15 protein-coding genes are annotated in these 19,095 nt (G+C 63.9%); 9 read left to right on the top strand and 6 right to left on the bottom strand.

Annotation, left to right across the window (positions count from 1 at the left end; translation table 11 throughout):
- Window positions 1–94: 94 nt before the first annotated feature.
- Complete coding sequence (locus CK222_RS13990; protein WP_095800749.1) at window positions 95–1,348, top strand: serine hydrolase domain-containing protein; 1,254 nt, start codon at window positions 95–97, stop codon at window positions 1,346–1,348.
- A 573-nt stretch (window positions 1,349–1,921) separates the two neighbouring features.
- Here the strand turns inward: CK222_RS13990 and CK222_RS13995 are convergent.
- The 5 genes from CK222_RS13995 to tpiA all read right to left on the bottom strand — a co-directional run bounded on the left by CK222_RS13995 (window position 1,922) and on the right by tpiA (window position 7,157).
- Window positions 1,922–2,461 carry a DUF1697 domain-containing protein gene (locus CK222_RS13995; RefSeq protein ID WP_067319938.1) on the bottom strand — a complete coding sequence of 180 codons (540 nt, stop codon included), beginning with the start codon at window positions 2,459–2,461 and terminating at the stop codon, window positions 1,922–1,924.
- A 17-nt stretch (window positions 2,462–2,478) separates the two neighbouring features.
- Window positions 2,479–4,116, bottom strand: a complete 1,638-nt coding sequence (locus CK222_RS14000; protein ID WP_095800750.1) for a CTP synthase — start codon at window positions 4,114–4,116, stop codon at window positions 2,479–2,481.
- A gap of 249 nt (window positions 4,117–4,365) precedes the next feature.
- A complete protein-coding gene (locus CK222_RS14005; protein WP_095800751.1) occupies window positions 4,366–5,490 on the bottom strand; it encodes a L,D-transpeptidase in 1,125 nt (374 codons plus the stop codon).
- Window positions 5,491–5,703: 213 nt separating this feature from the next.
- Window positions 5,704–6,228, bottom strand: a complete 525-nt coding sequence (gene secG, locus CK222_RS14010) for a preprotein translocase subunit SecG (RefSeq protein ID WP_095800752.1) — start codon at window positions 6,226–6,228, stop codon at window positions 5,704–5,706.
- 161 nt (window positions 6,229–6,389) lie between these two features.
- Window positions 6,390–7,157 (bottom strand): triose-phosphate isomerase, encoded by a 768-nt coding sequence (gene tpiA / locus CK222_RS14015; protein WP_095800873.1) that lies wholly within the window; start codon window positions 7,155–7,157, stop codon window positions 6,390–6,392.
- Window positions 7,158–7,301: 144 nt separating this feature from the next.
- Here tpiA and CK222_RS14020 point away from each other — a divergent pair, with 144 nt between their 5' ends.
- The 6 genes from CK222_RS14020 (at window position 7,302) to lexA (ending at window position 13,558) form a co-directional block, all read left to right on the top strand.
- Window positions 7,302–9,194, top strand: a complete 1,893-nt coding sequence (locus tag CK222_RS14020) for a peptidyl-prolyl cis-trans isomerase (RefSeq protein ID WP_095800753.1) — start codon at window positions 7,302–7,304, stop codon at window positions 9,192–9,194.
- A complete protein-coding gene (trpD, locus tag CK222_RS14025) occupies window positions 9,191–10,201 on the top strand; it encodes an anthranilate phosphoribosyltransferase (protein WP_066992683.1) in 1,011 nt (336 codons plus the stop codon). Before CK222_RS14020 ends, trpD begins: the two co-directional genes overlap by 4 nt.
- Window position 10,202: 1 nt before the next feature.
- Complete coding sequence (trpC, locus tag CK222_RS14030) at window positions 10,203–11,018, top strand: indole-3-glycerol phosphate synthase TrpC (protein WP_176477646.1); 816 nt, start codon at window positions 10,203–10,205, stop codon at window positions 11,016–11,018.
- Window positions 11,019–11,020: 2 nt separating this feature from the next.
- Window positions 11,021–11,500, top strand: coding sequence for a cyclic pyranopterin monophosphate synthase MoaC (gene moaC, locus CK222_RS14035; protein WP_095800755.1), 480 nt, complete (start codon window positions 11,021–11,023; stop codon window positions 11,498–11,500).
- 1 nt (window position 11,501) lies between these two features.
- Window positions 11,502–12,707 (top strand): gephyrin-like molybdotransferase Glp, encoded by a 1,206-nt coding sequence (glp, locus tag CK222_RS14040; RefSeq protein ID WP_095800756.1) that lies wholly within the window; start codon window positions 11,502–11,504, stop codon window positions 12,705–12,707.
- Between the two features lie 116 nt (window positions 12,708–12,823).
- Window positions 12,824–13,558 (top strand): transcriptional repressor LexA, encoded by a 735-nt coding sequence (gene lexA / locus CK222_RS14045; RefSeq protein WP_066992799.1) that lies wholly within the window; start codon window positions 12,824–12,826, stop codon window positions 13,556–13,558.
- On the opposite strand, the gene CK222_RS14050 is transcribed toward lexA, so the two are convergent.
- Window positions 13,552–15,999 (bottom strand): ComEC/Rec2 family competence protein, encoded by a 2,448-nt coding sequence (locus CK222_RS14050; RefSeq protein ID WP_095800757.1) that lies wholly within the window; start codon window positions 15,997–15,999, stop codon window positions 13,552–13,554. The genes lexA and CK222_RS14050 overlap by 7 nt on opposite strands.
- 102 nt (window positions 16,000–16,101) lie before the next feature.
- Between CK222_RS14050 and gltX the strand changes: the two genes are divergently transcribed.
- Window positions 16,102–17,526, top strand: a complete 1,425-nt coding sequence (gene gltX, locus CK222_RS14055) for a glutamate--tRNA ligase (RefSeq protein WP_095800758.1) — start codon at window positions 16,102–16,104, stop codon at window positions 17,524–17,526.
- Between the two features lie 181 nt (window positions 17,527–17,707).
- Entirely contained in the window at window positions 17,708–19,036 is a 1,329-nt protein-coding gene (gltA, locus tag CK222_RS14060) for a citrate synthase (protein WP_095777720.1), read from the top strand.
- Window positions 19,037–19,095 lie beyond the last annotated feature (59 nt).

Consider the following 19,095-nt stretch of genomic DNA (forward strand, 5'->3'; position numbering starts at 1 on the left):
CCAAGAGCTCCAAAACGCCCTGCGCCCGACTTTTCGATCCTTAATTGCTCACCATGATGTTCGTCCGACCTTTTTCTAAATGTGGAGAATGGCAATGGAAGAGAATGGGGTTCGTCTGATCGTCCGCTGCATCGGTTCCGTCGCCCTGTTTGCTTTTTCCTCCCAATATGCGTTCGCAGCCGATAGCGCGCGATGCGTTGCGAACATCGAAAAAGTGATTGCCGATGGGTCGGTTCCGGCCAAGGCAACGCCGCTGCCCCCGAAGCTCAGCGCGAAGCTTGACGCTGCGGTTCGATCCGCGCTGCCCAAGACGGCGGCACCGGGTGTCATCGTCGGCGTGGTGACACCTTCCGGAATATGGAAGGCGGCGTATGGCAAGGCCGACCCTTCCGCCGGCACACCCATGGCTGTGGGGATGCACACGCGCATCGGTTCAGTTACCAAGACATTCACCGGCACAGCGATCATGCAGCTGGCCGAAGCTGGGAAGCTGTCGCTTGACGACAAGATCCAGAAATACGTACCCGGCATCCCCAATGGCGATCGGATCACGCTCCGCCAGCTCGCCGATATGACCAGCGGCATTGCGAGCTATACCCAAAGTGCAAAATTCCAAGATGTCTTGTTCTCCAAGCCTCAAACGATCTTCACGCCCAAGGAGCTGGTGGCCATCGGCGTGGCTGAATCGCCTCTCTTCGAGCCCGGAGCCTCGTTCAACTATTCGAACACCAACACTATCCTGCTCGGCATGGTCATGGAGCAGGTTACTGGAAAGACCGTCGGCGAGGTTTTCAAGGAGCAGATCTTTGATCCGCTGAAGCTCAAGAACACGTCCTGGCCGGGTGACTCGGTGGATATGCCGGTGCCCTATGCTCAGGGCTTTACCCTGCAGGGGGATTTTGCCAAGCCGGATGCACCAAGCAACGCGACGAACTGGAACCCATCCTGGGGATGGACTGCAGGGGAACTGATTTCCAATATCGACGATTTGCTGGTTTATGCTCGGGCACTGGTCACCGGGAACGGCTTGCTGGGGGCAGCTGCGCAGAAGGAGCGGCTGACCTTCCCGGGCGCGGCCGGCTACGGGATCGGCGTCGGTTGCATCGGCGGCTGGGTGGGCCATACGGGCGAACTGCCAGGCTACAACACGACCTTGTTTTACAAGGCAGGTGCGGACATAGCCGCCGTGGTCCAGACCAACAGCGACATTGCTTCCGGCGATTGCAAGGCGGAGCCGACGCTGACCGACGATCCACGCGACACGGTCTGCTCTTCGCCTGCAACGCGTGTATTTGTTGCGGTTTCAGAGGCTCTTGGCCAGCCGTATACGCCGCCCAACCCCCACTGAATGCCCGATAAGAGCCGAGACGGCTCGACAATTTTGCAGCGGCTCACCCGTTGTGAGCCGCTCCGTCTCCTCGTTTGAAGCACGGCGGAACTCTGTGTCGGGCTTTCCCGGCATCGCTCTAATATGAACCGATGAGTTGCAACAGGAATCGCGTGCCGGTATGGCCAGCTCTTGGCTGTCTTGGAACGGTATTGCGATTATCGCCCCCGCATTGAGGTGCTGTCCGAAAGAAGCTTGCCATCCCTACCCCGGCCGAGCCCAGTTCTTCTTCGGTGTAATCCACGCCCGTGTCGTGCTAGGCACTTGTAAGCGTGGCTGAGATTTACTTACAAACTCACGATGCCCCCTGACATGTAGACTTGAGCAAACCTTATCAAATCTCCCGTTTTGCGCCAGCTTCTCGAAACGAGAATCATCTCCAGATTGCGTGCAGGTGTTTCTCAGCGGCCTTTCATCGGAACGGTCGCCTGCCTCAGATTTCGGTGAACGATCGAGGAATCGGATTCGCCCTGCTCCGGCGCGGAGGGTTGAGACTTGAGTAGTCGGGGCGGCGAAAGCCACCCTTATTTCAACCTATTTGGCGACCATCTCGGACAGTCTGCGCACCGTGTTCCAGTTGCGCGATGTGCCGATCCCCATGCGCTTGTGGTTTGCTGCGGCGAGCAGCCGCGAGCTTGGCCGCTCGCGCGAAAAGACGACCCAAATATCGCCGTCGACCGTCAGCACCTTCTCGTCCGCGGCGGCATAGGCTGTAAGAGCCGCTGCGGCTTCTTCCGGCGCCGGCCGGCGCATCACCCGCACCGCGACCTGATCGCCGGCTTTTGCCGATTCGTCCGGGAACGGATTGGCGGCAGCAAGCTTCAGCCAGTCTTCTGCGCCGCGCACGATGATATCGACATGGCGGCCGAAAGTCTCTTCGAAGGCCTTTTCCAGCCGCCGTTCGAGACCGGAAACGCTGGCCGTCCGCGCCTCGAAGACCAGATTACCCGTGGCGACCAGCGTGCGGACGTTTTTCAGCCCGATGGCTTCGGCCATCGCCTTGAGCTCGGACATGACAACGCGCCGCCCCTCGCCCAGGATGATGCTGTAGAGCAGCGCGACGTAAGTTCGCATGGTCGCCGGCCGATCGTTCAGACCAGCCGCGACTGCTCCACCGCCGCTTCGATGAAGCTTGCAAACAGCGGGTGCGGCTCGAGCGGGCGGCTCTTCAGTTCAGGGTGGTACTGCACGCCGATGAACCAGGGATGGTCGGGATATTCCACCGTCTCCGGCAGCACCCCGTCTGGCGACATGCCGGCAAAGACCAGGCCACAATCCTCAAGCCGCTGCTTGTAGTCGATGTTCACCTCGTAGCGGTGCCGGTGGCGCTCGGAGATCTGCGTGTCGCCGTAGATCTCGGCGATCTTCGACCCCTTGGCGAGGTCGGCTTGATAAGCGCCGAGGCGCATGGTGCCGCCGAGATCGCCGGTAGCCCTGCGCTTCTCCAGCATGTTGCCCTTCAGCCATTCCGTCATCAGGCCGACGACCGGCTCCTCGGTCGGGCCGAATTCGGTGGAAGAGGCATGCTCGACGCCGGCGAGCGACCGCGCAGCCTCGATGCAGGCCATCTGCATGCCGAAGCAGATGCCGAAGTAAGGCACCTTGCGCTCGCGCGCGAACTTCGCGGCCAGGATCTTGCCCTCGGAGCCGCGCTCGCCGAAACCGCCGGGAACGAGAATGCCGTGCACCTTCTCCAACCACGGCGTCGGGTCTTCCTTCTCGAAGATCTCGCTCTCGATCCAGTCAAGCTTGACCTTGACGCGGTTGGCAAGCCCGCCATGCGACAGCGCCTCGATCAGCGATTTGTAGGCGTCCTTGAGGCCGGTGTATTTGCCGACGACGGCAATCGTCACCTCGCCTTCCGGATTGTGGATGCGGCTGGAGAGCGCCTGCCACGGCTCCATCCGCGGCTTCGGCGCCGGATCGATGCCGAAGGCTGCAAGCACCTCGGAATCCAGCCCTTCCTTGTGATACGCCATCGGCACGTCGTAGATGTGCGGCACGTCGAGCGCCTGGATGACGGCGCTCTCGCGCACATTGCAGAACAGCGAAAGCTTGCGGCGCTCTTCCTTGGGGATCGGCCGGTCGGCGCGCACCAGAAGGATGTCGGGCGCGATGCCGATGCCGCGCAATTCCTTGACAGAATGCTGCGTCGGCTTGGTCTTCAATTCGCCGGCGGTAGGGATGTACGGCATCAGGGTGAGATGCACATAGACCGCGTTGTTGCGCGGCAGGTCGTTGCCGAGCTGGCGAATCGCCTCCAGGAACGGCATCGCCTCGATGTCGCCGACAGTGCCGCCGATCTCGCACAGCACAAAGTCGTAATCGTCATTGCCTTCAAGGACGAAATGCTTGATCTCGTCGGTGACGTGCGGGATCACCTGCACGGTCGCGCCGAGATAGTCGCCGCGCCGCTCGCGCTCGATGATGTTCTTGTAGATGCGGCCGGTGGTGATGTTGTCCTGCTGGTTGGCCGAGCGGCCGGTAAAACGCTCATAATGGCCGAGATCGAGATCGGTCTCGGCGCCGTCGTCGGTCACGAACACTTCCCCGTGCTGATACGGCGACATCGTTCCGGGGTCGATATTGAGGTATGGATCGAGCTTCTTGATCCGCGCGCGATAGCCACGCGCCTGCAGAAGAGCCCCAAGAGCTGCTGCAGCGATGCCTTTTCCGAGTGAGGAAACCACGCCGCCTGTGATGAATACATATCGCGCCATGGGAGTCATCGCTTAACGCGGCCTGATTGATTCCGCCAGAGAAAAAACCGCCGCGAAGGCTTTTTCCCAGATGGCGCTGTGTCCGGACGGGCATTTCTCTGAAGCATGCCGCCCAAAACTGTGCAGTGGTTTTGGGAGAACGGCAGGCATCAGAACAGAAACTCGAAAGCGCGGCACCAGCGTCTTTCAACGCGACGCGCTTCGATCAAAGAAAAAGGGCCGGTGGTGCCGGCCCTTTCGGCAGTTTGCTTCAACGCGTTAGATAATAACGACCTTGGTGCCGATCTTGACGCGGCTGTAGAGATCCATGACGTGCTCGTTGATCATGCGGAAGCAGCCGTTGGAAGCGCTGGTTCCTATCGACTGCGGTGCAATGGTGCCGTGGATGCGCAGATGCGTGTCCTTCTTGCCGTCATAGAGGTAGATGGCGCGCGCGCCGAGCGGGTTTTCGCCGCCACCGGGCATGCCGTCCTTGTACTGGCCATAGTGCTTCGGCTCGCGCTTCTGCATGTCGAGCGTCGGGATCCAGCGTGGCCATTCCTGCTTGTCGCCGACGGCCACCGTCCCCTTGAACTGCAGGCCTTCACGGCCGACTGCGATGGCGTAGCGGCGCGCGGTGGAAAACGATTCGACGAGGTAGAGACGGCGAGCAGTCGTGTCGATGACGATCGTCCCGGGCTCATAGCCGGTGAAGGCGACGTCCTGCGGCACGAACTCCGGCTTCACCTTGAACGGCCTCTTGGCATCCTTCTTGGCGAGCGCCGAATCAAGCGCGCGGGTCTCCGGCAGATAGTTGATCGAGGTCACCGAGGAACCGCCGAACAGGCCGGCGAACAGCCCGCCGCTGCTCGCCCGCTTCTGGCCGGGTTGTTCGCTTCGCAACTCACCGTTGTTGCCGGTGGCCGTGATGTTCATCGCCTCGGCCGGGATTGGCTCCTCGGCCTGGAGCGAGGCGATCGGCGCCACGGGCGTGAGCGGTTCGATGATCTTGACGGTCTTCTTCCCGGGCTTCGCATCGGCCACTTCGGCCGGCGCGGCCGAACCCTTTTTGGAGAGCCATTCCTGACGCGCCGCATCCGCCTTGGCCTTGGCCGCCTCGCGCATCGCCAGCTTGCGGGCTTCGAGCGCCTTTTGCTTGGCCGCTTCCTTGTCGGCAGCGATCTTGGCCTCGAGCTTTTCGATCTGCGCGAGGTCGTCCGGAGTCGGGTTTTTCTTCTTCTTGAGAAGCCTCAGCTGCGATGCGTCGCTCTTGGCGGCGACGGGAATTGCGTCGGTCTTCTCTACCGACGGCGAAGCGGCCAGATTTGCCGGTGAGGCAAAGGCCGCGGAGCCCATGCCGAATACGGCACAGAATCCCAAAAGGATGAAGCTGCGAAGCTGCATGGCGAAGATCCGATTTTCTATGCTAGTTGCCCAACGGCGTCGCCCGGCGCCCCCCAAGGACGCCGAAAAGTGCCGCGCGCAATCTATAATCGATTAGCCAGCGCGCCCTCAAGCTGAGCGACGCGTTACATTTGGTTGAATCTTCGTGATCGAGCGGCATTTGCCGCGACTGTGTTCAAAGAACAACAGATCGCGGCAGCAATGCTTGTCCGGCTACTGGTTCGGAACCTGCGGGGTGACCGGCAAGGTAACGCCGTTCGCGGCCGGCGGCGTGGTCGGATTCGCAGGCGCCGGTGTTGCGGGAGCAGTGGCCGGGGCCGTGGTGGTGCCGCCATTCGACAGCGGCGTCGTGGTTGTCGTTCCGCCCGACGGGGCGGCCGGCGCGGTGCCGCCAGCCGGCGCCGCCGGCGGCGAGCTGCCCACCGGACCGGTGGCGCCCGGCAATTGGTTGAGCACGCCCTTGCCGGCATTGCCCGAGGTCGAAGCCGGTGCCCTGTCGAGGATGTCGATCGGCTTCTCGCCGTAGCGGGCAAGGATGGAGAGCGCGAGCGAGGTCACGAAGAAAGCCGCGGCCAGGATCGCAGTCGCGCGGGTAAGCGCGTTGGCTGCGCCCCGCGCCGTCATGAAACCGGAACCGCCACCAATGCCGAGACCGCCGCCTTCGGAGCGCTGCAGCAGCACCACGCCGACAAGGGCGAGCACGACCATAAGATGAACGACGATCAGTACCGTTTCCATAATTTATCCTGGCGAGGCCTTGCGCGGCCGCGCATACGACCGGTGATTTGGAGGCGGCTCCTTACAATGCTTTGGCGGCATTTCCAAGCCCGTGGCCGGGAATATGGGGAGCAATGCGGCCATTGCAACGATTTGGGCCGCGCCCCTGCCGCCGTCTGCGGCTATGACATGTGCATATAGGCTTCGGCAATGGCGAGGAAGTCGGCCGCCTTCAGGCTTGCGCCGCCGACCAGCGCGCCATCGACATTCTCGACGCCGAGCAGCTCCACAGCATTGGACGGCTTGACCGAACCGCCATAGAGAATGCGCATTCTGGCCGCGGCATCGCCGAGCAGCGCCGTCAGCTTGCCACGGATATGGGCATGCGCCTCGGCGACGTCGGCCGCGGTCGGCGTCAGGCCGGTGCCGATGGCCCAGACCGGCTCGTAGGCGATGATGGTGTTGGCGGCGGTGGCGCTCGCCGGCACCGAACCGTCGAGCTGGCGCGACAGGACATCGAGCGTCGCGCCGGATTCACGCTCGGCGCGCGTCTCGCCGATGCAGATGAGGGCCACCAGCCCTGCCCGCCAGGCGGCCGAAGCCTTGGCGTTGACGATCGCATCATCGTCGCTGCATTGCTCGCGCCGCTCGGAGTGGCCGACGATGACATGGCTTGCGCCGGCATCCTTCAGCATCTCGGCCGAAATCTCACCCGTATAGGCGCCGCTCTCCTTGGGGTGGCAATCCTCGCCGCCGGCGCGAACCGGTGTCCGCGAAAGGATCTCTGCGGCCTGGTGAAGCAAGGTGGCCGGAACGCAGACCAGGGCTTCCGTCTCCGCATCGAGGCCGCTCATGAAGCCGTTGCCGATCATCCTCAACTCGTTGAGCGAGGCCCTGGTGCCGTTCATTTTCCAGTTGCCGGCAACGAGCGGACGGATTCCAGGGGTCATGGCGTCGAGTTCTCCAGGCAACATAAGGCAGCGCCCTCACTACCAAAATCGGGCCACAAAGCAATCGACAGTGGGCCGGAAGGACGCTATTGCGCTTGTTTCAGAGTCGGCGCATGCGAAAATGCGCAAAGATCGGAAGTGGGCATGCTTGGTATTTTGAGAAGCGCGGCGGGCACCTGGGTCGCGAAAGCTTTGCTGTCCTTGCTGGTGGTGAGCTTTGCCGTCTGGGGTATTTCCGGGCGCCTGTCGGGAAGCTTGGCTGGCCATCATTCGGTGATTACCGCCGGCGGCACCACGGTTTCGATCAACGAATACCGCCTCGCCTACGATCGCCAGATCAACCTGCTGTCGCAGCAATATGGCCAGCGCATCACGCATGAACAGGCTAAGCTGCTCGGCCTCGACAACCAGGTCCTGGCGCAGCTCGTCTCCGGCGCCGTTCTCGACGAGCAGGCTCGCAAGCTCGGGCTTGGCCTTTCCAAGGACCGGCTGGCCGAGCTGACGCGCGAGGATCCGGCCTTCAAGGGTCCAGGCGGCCAGTTCGACCGCAGGACCTTCGAATATCTGCTGAGCCAGATCGGCATGCGACCCGAGGACTATCTGAAGAACCGCTCGCAAGTGGCGGTCCGCCAACAGATCGTCGAGGCGATTTCCGACGGCCTCAAGGCGCCGCAGACCTTCCTGAAGGCGGTCGCGCTCTATCGCGGCGAGGACCGCACGATCGACTATCTCGTCCTGCCGAAGACACTCGTCCAGCCGATCGAGGCGCCGTCCGACAGCGCGCTGAAAACCTATTTCGAAGCCAACAAGAAGAACTACGCCGCGCCGGAATACCGCAAATTCTCCTATATCCGGCTTGAGCCGCAGGACATCATGGACCCGACGGCGGTGACCGACAGCCAAGTCGCTGAGGACTACAACAAGAACAAGGCGCGCTATACGACACCCGAAATGCGCACCATCGAACAGCTGGTGTTCAAGACGCCGGACGCGGCCAAGGCGGCATTTGACTCCCTGAAGGCCGGCGCCACCTTCGACAAGATCGTCACCGCAGAGGGCAAGACGCAGGCCGACACCGTGCTCGGCACGCTGGCAAAGGACAAGATCGCCGACAAGGCGGTGGCCGACGCAGCCTTCTCGCTCAACGTCAACGAGGTCAGCCCGGTGGTTCAGGGCGCCTTCGGCCCGGTGCTCTTGCGCGTCACCGAAATCAAGCCGCAGGTGGTGAAGCCGCTTTCGGAAGTGTCCGACCAGATCCGCAAGGATCTTGCGCTCGGCGAGGCAAGCCGCGTCCTGCTCGACGTCCACGACAGCTACGAGGACACCCGCGCTTCCGGTGCCTCGCTTGCCCAGGCGGCCGACAAGCTAAAGCTCAAGGTCGTCACCATCGACGCCATCGACCGTACCGGCCAGCGGCCGGACGGCACGATCGTCAACGACCTGCCGCAATCGGCGGACCTCATCAAGGCCGTCTTCGAGGCCGAGCCGAACACCGAGAATGAAGGCCTGACCACTGCCGCCAACGGCTTCGTTTTCTATGAAGTCCAGTCGATCACGCCGGCGCGCGACCGCACGCTGGACGAGGTTCGCCAGAAGGTGGTGGCCGACTGGACCGCGGCCGAGACCGACAAGCGGCTCACCGCCAAGGCCGGGGAGTTGGAAAAGCGCCTCAAGGCCGGTGCGACGCTCGACGTGATCGCGGGCGAGTTGAAGCTCGAGAAGCAGACCAAGCGCGGCCTGAAGCGCGAAGCCGACGATGCCGATTTCGGCAAGGAGGGCGCGGCGGCCATGTTCGGCGTCGGCGAAGGCGGCACGGGCCTGATCCCCTCGCCCACCGGCGACGGTCAGATCCTGTTCAAGGTTGCCGAAGTCTTCGAACCTGCCGGCGCCGATGGCAGCTCTGTCCCGGAAGACGCGCAGAAATCTTTCAGCGCCGGCATATCCGACGACCTGCTCGATCAGCTGGTGGCGCAGCTGCAGTCGCAATATGACGTTCGTATCGATCCGGCCGCCGTTTCCCAAGCACAGACACGATGAGCGCGCTTAAGACATACATCGCCAAGGTCGCGACCGGCACCGCGCTCTCCTTCGAGGAAGCGCGCGAGGCCTTCGACATCATCATGTCGGGCGACGCGACGCCGGGGCAGATCGGTGGCTTCCTGATGGCGTTGCGCGTGCGCGGCGAGGCCGTGAGCGAGATCTCCGGCGCGGTCGCCACGATGCGCGCCAAGATGCTCCGCGTCGAAGCCCCGCGCGGCGCCATCGACATCGTCGGCACCGGCGGCGACAATTCGCATTCGGTCAACATTTCGACCGGATCGGCATTCGTCATCGCCGCCGCGGGTGTCCCGGTGGCCAAGCACGGCAATCGCGGCCTGTCCTCGCTGACCGGCGCGGCGGATGTGCTGATGGCGCTAGGCGTCAAAGTCGACATCGCACCGGAGACGATCGGCCGCTGCATCCAGGAAGCCGGCGTCGGCTTCATGTTCGCGCCAGCGCATCATCCGGCGATGAAGCATGTCGGTCCTGTCCGGGGCGAGCTCGGCACGCGCACCATCTTCAATCTGCTCGGGCCGCTGTCGAATCCAGCCGGCGTCGGCCGGCAGATGGTTGGCGTCTTCCTGCCCGAATGGATCATGCCGGTGGCTGAGACGCTGAAGGCGCTGGGTACCGATCATGCCTGGATCGTGCACGGCGACGGTTATGACGAGATCACCACCACGGGCGAGACGCAGGTCGCAGAGCTCGCCGGCGGCGAGATCCGCACCTTTACCCTCACTCCGGAAGCGGTCGGACTGAAGCGGCATAACAAGGAAGATCTGCGCGGCGGCGAAGCGGCCTACAATGCCAGGGCATTGCGCGATATGCTGGGCGGCGCTGCCGGCGCTTATCGCGACACTGTGCTGATGAATGCCGGCGCCGGGCTGGTGGTGGCCGGCAAGGCGACCACGCTCGGCGATGGCATCGAGGCAGCAGCGCAGGCCATTGACAGCGGCCGGGCGCTGGCGGTGCTCGACAAGCTCATCGAGATTTCGAACGGTTAGAATTTTGTCCGATATCCTGCGCAAGATCGAAGCCTACAAGCGCGATGAGATCGCCGCCGCAAAGCTCAGCGCGCCGCTTGCCGAGGTCAAGGCGAAGGCCAAGGATGCGGAACCCCCGCGCAGCTTCCTTGCGGCGCTTGAGGCCAAGCGGAAGGCTGGCGGCTTCGCGCTGATTGCGGAGATCAAGAAGGCCAGCCCTTCCAGGGGCTTGATCCGCGCCGACTTCGACCCGCCGGCGCTCGCCAGGGCCTACCAGCAAGGCGGTGCTGCCTGTCTTTCGGTGCTGACCGACGCACCGTCCTTCCAGGGCGCGCCCGGCTTTCTGACCGCAGCGCGCGCCGCCGTTGGCCTGCCCGCCCTGCGCAAGGATTTCCTCTTCGACCCGTATCAGGTTCATGAAGCCCGCGCCTGGGGCGCGGACGCGATCCTCATCATCATGGCGAGCGTCGACGACGCCTTGGCCAGTGAATTGGAAGCCACGGCCTTCGATCTCGGCATGGACGCGCTGGTCGAGGTGCATGACGAACAGGAGATGGAACGCGCGCTTCGCCTCTCGTCGCGGCTGATCGGCATCAACAACCGCGATTTGAGAACCTTCGAAACCAGCCTCGACGTTTCCGAGCGGCTTGCCGCCATGGTCCCGGACGACCGGCTGCTGGTCAGCGAGAGCGGCATTTTCACCCATCAGGACTGCCGGCGGCTGGAAAAGAGCAAGATCGGCACTTTCCTCGTTGGCGAAAGCCTGATGCGGCAGGCCGACGTGGCCGCCGCGACCGCCCTTCTGCTGACGGGCAAGGCGCCTGCCGAGGCCGTTTGAGGATGCCCGCGCTTACGCATCTCGGCGCCAAGGGCGAAGCCAACATGGTCGATGTCGGCGGCAAGGCCGAGACGACGCGCACGGCCATCGCCGAAGGGTATGTCACCATGCAGCCGGAAACGCTGGAGATGATCCTGGCCGGCGACGCCAAGAAAGGCGACGTGCTGGGCACGGCGCGCCTCGCCGGCATCATGGCGGCCAAGAAGACGCATGAGCTCATCCCGCTTTGCCATCCCCTCCTTCTCACCAAGGTGTCCGTCGAGATCGAGCCCGACCACGCGCTTCCCGGCCTGAGGGTCAGCGCGCTTGCCAGGGTTACCGGCAAGACCGGGGTGGAAATGGAGGCGCTGACCGCGGCGTCGGTCGCCTGCCTCACCATCTACGACATGGCCAAGGCAGCGGACCGCGGCATGGCGATTTCCGGCATCAGGCTGGTCGAGAAAACCGGCGGCAAGTCGGGCGACTACAAGGTAGGTCCTTAGCATGGCTTTGCTTCCAGTCGCTGACGCGCTCCAACGCCTGTTGGACGGCGCGACCGCGCTGCCAGGCGAAAGCGTGCCGCTGGCCGACGCGTCCGGCCGGGTGCTGGCCGACCCCGTGGTGGCTCTGCGCACCCAGCCGCCCTTCAATGCGTCGGCGATGGACGGCTACGCCGTACGGGCCGCCGACGTAGCCTCGGCGCCGGCCCGGCTCTCCGTGATTGGCATGGCCCCCGCCGGGCGTGGCTTCACCGGCTCTGTCGGCAAGGGCGAGGCCGTGCGCATCTTCACCGGCGCGCCGCTCCCCGAAGGCGCCGATACCATCGTTATCCAGGAGAATGTCCGCGATCTCGGCGGCGGCGGCATCGAAGTGACCGAGCCGACCGTGGAGGGACGAAACGTCCGTCGCCGCGGCCTCGACTTCTGCGAGGGCGACCTGCTCCTCGAAAAAGGCCGCCAGCTCGATCCGGCGGCGCTTTCGCTGGCGGCATCGGCCAACCATCCGAGTCTCAACGTGGTGCGGCAGCCGCTGCTCGCCATCATCGCCACCGGCGATGAATTGCTGCCGCCGGGCAGCGCGCTCGGCCCCGACCAGATCATCTCGTCGAATGCCTGTGGCGTCACAGCTACGGCCCAGTCGGTCGGCGCGCGCGCGCTCGACCTCGGCATCGCCGCCGACCGCAAGGACGCGATCGCGGCCCTGGTCAAGAAGGCGGTCAAGGCCGGCGCCGACGTCATCGTCACGCTTGGCGGCGCCTCCGTCGGCGACCACGACTTGATCCATGACGTGCTGACCGGCGAAGGCATGCAGCTCGACTTCTGGAAGATCGCCATGCGTCCCGGCAAGCCGCTGATGTTTGGCCGGCTCGGCGACATTCGCTGCATCGGCCTGCCCGGCAATCCGGTCGCAAGCCTGGTCTGCTCGCAGCTGTTCCTGAAGCCGCTTCTGGCGCGGCTGGGCGGCCGGTCCTGCCGTCAGGAAATCCGCACGGCCCGGTTAGGCGTCGCAATGCACGCCAACGATCTCAGGCAGGACTATGTGCGCGCCGTGGTCCGCGAAGATGCGGGGGCGTTGATCGCAACACCGTTCGGCATCCAGGATTCCTCGATGTTGAGGATGCTCGCCGATGCCAATGGCCTGATCGTGCGCCAACCCTTCGCACCGGCGGCTGAAGCCGGCGAGGAATGCAGCGTTCTGATGTTACGCTGAACAAAACGTCAACACATTCACTAAACTTTAAACGGTTGCGGAACACAACTGGAACAGATAGTGTTTGTTCTGGGTTTGTTTTTCTGATTCTGGTTTCAGAACCCATGGGGGCCGCCATGCTGACGCGCAAACAACATGAACTGCTGATGTTCATCCATGAACGGCTCAAGGAAAGCGGCATTCCGCCGTCTTTCGATGAGATGAAGGAAGCGCTCGACCTTGCCTCGAAATCGGGCATCCACCGCCTGATCACGGCGCTGGAGGAGCGCGGTTTCATTCGCCGGCTTCCGAACCGGGCGCGTGCCCTTGAAGTGCTGCGCCTACCTGACTCGATCGCGCCCGGCCTCAATGCGGCGAAGAAGTTCTCGCCGAGCGTCATCCAGGGCGGCCAAGGCAATCTCGGCCGCCAGATCAAACCCGCGGCGCCCGCCCGCACGCCGACGCCCAGCAATGACGACGACGCCGTTTCAGCCGTCTCCATCCCGGTGATGGGTCGCATTGCCGCCGGCGTGCCGATCGACGCCATCCAGCACCAGACGCATTCGATCACAGTGCCGCCGGACATGATCGCGGGCGGCGAGCACTACGCGCTCGAGGTCAAAGGCGACTCGATGATCGAGGCCGGCATCTTCGACGGCGACACGGTCATCATCCGCAACGCCAGCACTGCGAGCCCCGGGGAGATCGTCGTGGCGCTGGTCGATGACGAGGAGGCGACGCTGAAGCGCTTCCGCCGCAAGGGCGCCTCCATCGCGCTCGAGGCTGCCAATCCGGCCTATGAGACGCGCATCTTCGGTCCCGATCGCGTGAAGGTTCAGGGCAAGCTCGTCGGGCTCATCCGCCGCTACTGAGGGGGCTGCGGCTTGGCTTCCGGCTTCTCGGGCTTCTTGTAAGGCGCCAACCCCCTCGCCTCACGCGAGTAGCGCCGCTGTTCGTGCCAAGGGCGGTACGGTTTTTCGACGGCGTATTGAATGGTTGCTCGCGCCGTCGCCGATTGCGGATCGAAGAAGACGGCGGCACTGCCGTCGCGCGCGAGCTGCCGCTTGGTGACGACGAGGATACGCGGATCGTGGCAGGGATTGTAGGCCGTGGCGTCGTTGATGACGATGAGGTCTGCGAAGTCGCAGGCAGGCCGGGCAGCTTCGCGGTTCTCGGCGAGCGCGACGATCGCGCCTGATGGATGCCGGCCAATGCAGAGATCGCCCGTGCAGTAAAAGGGCGATCCAGGCGGCAGGTCGACCGGATCGGCCAAGTCCAGCGTGCCCTTGGCGAATGTCTCCGGCGGCACGATCGTTTCGGCCTTGAGCGCACGTTTCCAGTTATCGGTGGTGAACTCGTTGGAGCGGGCGCGATTGATGGCGAGTTCGCCGCCGCCGATCGGCATCGCCACCAGATGCGCGTCCTCCGAGATCAGCAGGTCCGGCGTGCGCACCTGCGGGATGATCATCACGGCCGCGGCAGCGAAAGGAATTGCGGCCAGCCTGAACCAGGTAGTCGCCATCGTGGCGATGACGAGCGCGATCGTCGCCAGCAGCACCGAATGGATCGAGATCAGGCCCACGGCATCGACCGGCGACCACTCCGAAATCCACGCCGAGATCGCGATCATCGCCGCCAGGCCCTTGCCCATCAAATAGAGGAAGGGCCCGTCGAAGCCGAACGGCATCATGACCGCGCTGGCGACGGCGAGAAACATCACGATCGTGACGATCGGCATGATCGCGAGATTGGCCAGCAGGCTGAGCGGCGAGACGCGCTGGAAATGCCAGATGGCAAACAGCGCCGTGGCACTTCCGGCAATGATCGACGTCATTGCGGCGCCACCTGCTCCGACTGCCAGTTTGTGCGACATGAACCGCAGGAACGAACGCTTGTCCGGCGGCGCTCTCACCTTGCCGGCGCGGTAGTCGGACCAGCCGGCATAGGCGCCGACAAGGGCGGCGGTTGCCGCGAACGACATCTGAAAGCTCGGGCCAACCACTTCATGCGGCGACACCAGGATGACGGCGATGGCCGAGATCGCCAAGTTGCGCATCGTCAGCGCGGCTCGGTCGAAAAGCACGGCGATCAGCATGACGGCCAGCATGATGAAGCTTCGCTCGGCGGCGACCACCACGCCGGAGATGACGAGATAGGCGGCGATCGACATAAGCGCGATTGTCGCGGCATATTTCTTCACCGGCCGGCGTGACGAAAAATCCGGGAACAGCGCAAAGGCGCCGCGCAGCAGAAGCATGACCGTGCCGGCGACCAGCGCCATGTGCAGGCCCGAAATCGAGATGATGTGATAGATGCCGGTCCGCCGCATCGCCTCGTTGATGTCCTCGGGAATGCCGGCGCGCACGCCGACGATCAGTGCGGCGGCAATCTCGCCTTCGGGTCCGCCGACGGTGCTTCTGATGTGGTCGGCAATATTTTCGCGCGCGTTCTCGATGGCCGAGGCGATGCTCGTCTGAGCGATCGGGTCGGTTGGCGGAATGACTTTCGGGTCGCCGAGGAAAAATCCGCTGCCGCCGATGCCGGAAAAATAGCTGTCGAAGGAAAAATCATAGCTTTCGGGACGGACCGGCCCGGTCGGCGGCAGAAGCCGCGCGTAACCCATCACCAGCGATCCGGCCTTCATGCCGGCCGGGATCCTGCGTGCCGAAAGCCTGACGCGATCCGGCGCGTAGCGCAGCTTTGGATGCGCGGTCGAGACGAGATCGATGGTCAGCCTGACGCGGCCATTGGCCATTTCCTCGGCGATGACGACGCGGCCTGTCAGCCGCGTCTGGATTTCGGAGCCGAGCATCGGTGTAGCGGCGCGCCAGGTCTCGACCTTCGCGGCGACGAATCCCAGCGCGCAAAACAACGCCGCCATAAAGACCAGGTGTGTCTTCAGCCAGGGACGCGAAACCGCCGCGCATAGAGCCATCAGCGCCACCGCCGCCAGCGGTCTGTAAAGATCCGGCTCGGCGCTCAAGGAATAATAGAGTATCACGCCGGCGGCCAGGAACACCGGCACCAGGAGGAAGCCGATGCCGCGGTCGAGCTCGGTGGAGGCTGCCTCGGCCACACCCCGGCGAATCGCGGAAAACGAGGCTCGGCGGAACCGCCTGCGGATCAAGTCGATGGCTGCCGGCGGAGGCGGCTTCACGACGGCGTCGCCGTCCGAAATCTCGGTGGCCGGACGCGGCACGGGAACCCAAACCGGTACTGCCTCAGCAGGCACGGTGTCGGCAAACAGCAGGCGCTCGCTCACGCCAGCTGTCGTCTTCTCGCCATCCTCCGCACCCCGGCCACGTCCAGCCATCGGGTCTGCCCCTTGCGCCCCAGACCTCCTATGCTACATGAACGCCCACCGCGCGAAAGTCCGCGCAATCATGCCCGCTTCAGAGCTTCTTCCGAGAGTTCCATGTCCGACAAGGTCGTCACCCGCTTTGCCCCCTCGCCCACCGGCTATCTGCACATCGGCGGGGCGCGCACGGCGCTGTTCAACTGGCTCTACGCCAGGCACACGGGCGGCACGATGCTGCTGCGCATCGAGGACACCGACCGCGAGCGCTCCACCGAAGCGGCGACAGCCGCTATCCTGGACGGGCTGACCTGGCTCGGCCTCTCATGGGACGGCGAGGCCGTGTCGCAGTTCGAGCGAGCGCCGCGCCACCGTGAGGTGGCAGAGGAGCTCGTACGGCTGGGCAAGGCCTATTACAGCTATGAGACGCCTGCCGAGCTGGAGGCGATGCGCGAGGCGGCGCGGGCCAAGGGGCTGCCGCCGCGCTACAATGGCCAGTGGCGCGACCGCGACCCCTCCGAGGCGCCTCCCGGCGTCAAGGGCGCCATCCGCATCAAGGCGCCGACCGAAGGAGAGACCGTCGTGCACGACCGCGTGCAGGGCGAGGTGCGATTCCCGAACAAGGACCTCGACGACTTCATCATCCTGCGCTCGGACGGCAACCCGACCTACATGCATGCCGTCGTCGTCGACGATCACGATATGGGCGTCACCCACATCATCCGCGGCGACGATCACCTGACCAACGCCGCGCGCCAGACCGTAATCTACAACGCCATGGGCTGGACCGTGCCGTCGATGTCGCACATCCCGCTGATCCATGGTGCCGACGGCGCCAAGCTGTCGAAGCGCCACGGCGCGCTCGGCGTCGAGGCTTATCGCGCCATGGGCTATCTGCCGGAGGCCCTGCTCAACTATCTGGCCAGGCTCGGCTGGAGCCACGGCGACGACGAGGTGATGTCGATCAAGGATATGATCTCCTGGTTCGACATCGGCGACGTCAACAAGGGCGCCGCCCGGTTCGACTTCGCCAAGCTCGAGGCGCTGAACGGCGTCCATATGCGCAAGATGGACGACAAGGCGCTATTTGATATTCTCGTAGCCACCCTGCCCTATCTCGAGGGTGGCCCGGCGCTTGCGGCCAAGCTCGACGACAGGCGCCAGGCACAGCTGCTTGCTGCCATGCCGGGCCTCAAGGAGCGGGCAAAGACCTTGGTCGAGCTCGTCGATGGAGCCGGCTTCCTGTTCGCCGAGCGGCCCTTGCAGCTCGACGAAAGGGCTGCGGGGTTGCTTGGCAGCGACGCCCGCGCCATTTTGCGCGGTACCCATGCCGCGCTCGCCGCGATCTCCAGCGAATGGAGCGCCGCGACCGCGGAAGCCGCTATTCGCGATTTTGCGCAGGCAGGCGGCCATAAGCTCGGCGCCGTGGCTCAACCGCTGAGAGCTGCGCTCACCGGCCGCAGCACCTCGCCCGGCGTGTTCGATGTGCTCGCTGTGCTCGGCCGTGAGGAGAGCCTGGCGCGGGTTGCGGATCAAATCGATTAGGAGCGAACTGGCCCAAGAAGATTGGCATTGAAAGGTGTGTTTCGCAGTGCAACATTAGGCCTTGGCCCAATCTGGCACGCACCTCCTAAAATGCGGTGGCAAGTTCGCGCATTCCGGTGATTTCGACGTGTCGTTTGCAGGAATTGCCTTGCCGGCATGAGAAAACATAAAGGAGTTTGCAATGAGCGAAGCTGCGACAAAACTGGAATCGGGCGGCAAGGCGCGCGAGTCGACCGCAAGGCTCGAGCTCGCCGGCAAGACGCATGAATTCAAGGTGCGAAGCGGCTCGACCGGGCCCGACGTGATCGACATCGGCGCGCTGTACAGCACCACCGGGGCCTTCACCTACGATCCCGGTTTCACCTCGACGGCAAGCTGCGAGTCGGCGATCACCTTCATCGACGGCGACGCCGGCATCCTGCTGCATCGCGGCTACCCGATCGACCAGCTCGCCGAGCACGGCGACTTCCTCGAGGTCTGTTATCTCCTGCTCTACGGCGAATTGCCGACCAAGGCGCAGAAGGACGACTTCGACTATCGCGTGACGCGCCACACCATGGTGCATGAGCAGATGTCGCGCTTCTTCACCGGCTTCCGCCGCGACGCCCATCCGATGGCCGTCATGTGCGGCGTGGTCGGCGCGCTGTCGGCCTTCTACCACGACTCGACCGACATCTCGGACCCATATCAGCGCATGGTCGCCTCCATGCGACTGATCGCCAAGATGCCGACGATCGCGGCGATGGCCTACAAATACCACATCGGCCAGCCCTTCATTTACCCGAAGAACGAGCTGAATTTCGCCGCCAACTTCCTGCACATGTGCTTTGCCGTGCCGTGTGAGGAGTACAAGATCAATCCGGTGCTGGCGCGCGCCATGGAGCGCATCTTCATCCTGCACGCCGATCACGAGCAGAACGCGTCGACTTCGACGGTTCGTCTCGCCGGCTCTTCGGGCGCCAATCCGTTCGCCTGCATCGCGGCCGGCATTGCTTGCCTCTGGGGCCCCGCGCATGGCGGCGCCAACGAGGCGGCCCTCAACATGCTGGGCGAGATCGGCCATGTCGATCACATCCCGGAATTCATCGCCCGCGCCAAGGACAAGAACGACCCGTTCCGCCTGATGGGCTTCGGCCATCGCGTCTACAAGAACTACGATCCGCGCGCCAAGATCATGCAGAAGACGGCGCATGAGGTGCTGGGCGAGCTCGGCATCAAGGATGATCCGCTGCTCGACATCGCGATGGAGCTGGAGAAGATCGCGCTGACCGACGAGTATTTCATCGAGAAGAAGCTCTATCCGAACGTCGACTTCTATTCGGGTATCACGCTGAAGGCGCTGGGCTTCCCAACCACCATGTTCACCGTGCTGTTCGCGGTCGCCCGCACCGTCGGCTGGATCGCGCAGTGGAAGGAAATGATCGAAGACCCGCACCAGAAGATCGGCCGCCCGCGCCAGCTCTACACCGGCGCCACGGAGCGCGACTACGTGCCGATTGCGAAGCGGTGATTGAGCGAATAGCGAAATAGCGAGTAGCGAGCAGTGAAAGAAACCCGTCGGCGCTCGCG

The sequence above is a fragment of the Mesorhizobium sp. WSM3866 genome, from assembly GCF_002294795.1.
Classification (GTDB): domain Bacteria; phylum Pseudomonadota; class Alphaproteobacteria; order Rhizobiales; family Rhizobiaceae; genus Mesorhizobium.

What these genes read in the sequence shown, in the direction of transcription:
- CK222_RS13990 (WP_095800749.1), top strand. Translation starts at nt 95, where the DNA reads ATGGAAGAGAATGGGGTTCGTCTGATCGTCCGCTGCATCGGTTCCGTC.
- CK222_RS13995 (WP_067319938.1), bottom strand. Translation starts at nt 2,461, where the DNA reads ATGCGAACTTACGTCGCGCTGCTCTACAGCATCATCCTGGGCGAGGGG.
- CK222_RS14000 (WP_095800750.1), bottom strand. Translation starts at nt 4,116, where the DNA reads ATGACTCCCATGGCGCGATATGTATTCATCACAGGCGGCGTGGTTTCC.
- CK222_RS14005 (WP_095800751.1), bottom strand. Translation starts at nt 5,490, where the DNA reads ATGCAGCTTCGCAGCTTCATCCTTTTGGGATTCTGTGCCGTATTCGGC.
- secG (WP_095800752.1), bottom strand. Translation starts at nt 6,228, where the DNA reads ATGGAAACGGTACTGATCGTCGTTCATCTTATGGTCGTGCTCGCCCTT.
- tpiA (WP_095800873.1), bottom strand. Translation starts at nt 7,157, where the DNA reads ATGACCCCTGGAATCCGTCCGCTCGTTGCCGGCAACTGGAAAATGAAC.
- CK222_RS14020 (WP_095800753.1), top strand. Translation starts at nt 7,302, where the DNA reads ATGCTTGGTATTTTGAGAAGCGCGGCGGGCACCTGGGTCGCGAAAGCT.
- trpD (WP_066992683.1), top strand. Translation starts at nt 9,191, where the DNA reads ATGAGCGCGCTTAAGACATACATCGCCAAGGTCGCGACCGGCACCGCG.
- moaC (WP_095800755.1), top strand. Translation starts at nt 11,021, where the DNA reads ATGCCCGCGCTTACGCATCTCGGCGCCAAGGGCGAAGCCAACATGGTC.
- glp (WP_095800756.1), top strand. Translation starts at nt 11,502, where the DNA reads ATGGCTTTGCTTCCAGTCGCTGACGCGCTCCAACGCCTGTTGGACGGC.
- lexA (WP_066992799.1), top strand. Translation starts at nt 12,824, where the DNA reads ATGCTGACGCGCAAACAACATGAACTGCTGATGTTCATCCATGAACGG.
- CK222_RS14050 (WP_095800757.1), bottom strand. Translation starts at nt 15,999, where the DNA reads ATGGCTGGACGTGGCCGGGGTGCGGAGGATGGCGAGAAGACGACAGCT.
- gltX (WP_095800758.1), top strand. Translation starts at nt 16,102, where the DNA reads ATGTCCGACAAGGTCGTCACCCGCTTTGCCCCCTCGCCCACCGGCTAT.
- gltA (WP_095777720.1), top strand. Translation starts at nt 17,708, where the DNA reads ATGAGCGAAGCTGCGACAAAACTGGAATCGGGCGGCAAGGCGCGCGAG.